Origin of the sequence: Pseudoalteromonas sp. SG41-2, assembly GCF_014164535.1 — a bacterium.
Classification (GTDB): domain Bacteria; phylum Pseudomonadota; class Gammaproteobacteria; order Enterobacterales; family Alteromonadaceae; genus Pseudoalteromonas; species Pseudoalteromonas rhizosphaerae.
This window is the reverse complement of record NZ_JACJFK010000093.1, coordinates 1-1037: the sequence shown is the minus strand read 5'-3', so window position 1 is coordinate 1037 and position 1037 is coordinate 1. Positions and strand designations below refer to the sequence as shown.

At 37.1% G+C, this 1037-nt stretch carries 1 protein-coding gene; it reads right to left on the bottom strand.

Annotation, left to right across the window (positions count from 1 at the left end; genetic code table 11):
• Window positions 1-41: 41 nt before the first annotated feature.
• Window positions 42-965 (bottom strand): IS1595 family transposase, encoded by a 924-nt coding sequence (locus H5186_RS22540; RefSeq protein WP_096036035.1) that lies wholly within the window; start codon window positions 963-965, stop codon window positions 42-44.
• Window positions 966-1037: the final 72 nt, after the last annotated feature.

The window sequence follows — 1037 nt, the reverse complement described above, 5'->3', positions numbered from 1 at the left end:
AAGGCTGTGTTGTAGTTGAGTGTGGGTATAAAAAATTCATATCATAATGCTTCTTTTATCCATGTTTGATCTGAATACTCAGTGTTATCTTCCATAAACCTAAACCAGCTTAAATAATTCTCAATGTAGTCTGTACCAATGCCATTAAAACGTCTTAACCATGCCTTCCATCGCATCATATAATTATTAAGTGTTTGGATATGGTAAATACCTTCTACCACTCTTTGGTTATCCAACCCAATCAAACGTTTATGGTCAATGTCGAGTTCTTTAGCAATACCTTTATACGATAAGTTTCCATCAGTACAAAGCACTGAGCCTGATGATAATAAAGGCTTCAATTGTGCTTGAATATTTTCTTTTGTATTTCGTTCTAAAACCTTGTGAGATATAGCACCACTACGATCAAGAGCAATGAAAATAGGGACTTTTTCGATTTTTCCACCACCACGTTTACGTGACTTACGGTTAATAGCCCTCTTACCTTTAAAAGATTCTGGTAAAGATGTTTCATCAGCTTCAATAACACCCGTTAGTACTGAAGGATTAAAGCTGGCAGGGGCTTTAATAAACATATGTCGCCAACGAAATGACGTTCTAAGTGTTATATCCAAAGCTTTAGCTGATTTTCTAAGGGATACGCCTTCCCACATTAATTTGGTATATTCGATCCACTTCTCAGCCTTTTTCATTCGGTAAAGTGGTGAGTCTGCAAGTGCATTAAATGTTTTGTTGCATGATTTGCACTTAAAGCGCTGAATTCCTTGCTTTGTCATTCCCCAACGATTTAGATTATGTGAATCACAATGGGGGCAATGAGATATTGATTCCTCATGGTCGGCAATAGCTTGACCTACTTGGTTAGTGGCAATATTTGATTCAACTTCGTGGCGAAGCTTTTTAAGTTGAGCGTAATTTAAGTTGGTAATGTGATGTAGTATATTTTGAAACTGCTTGGAAGCCATATTGCACCTGCCGTTGTTGGGTTTCAGTACATTAACTATAGTTCACCAACACCGAAAGACAACATAGCCATA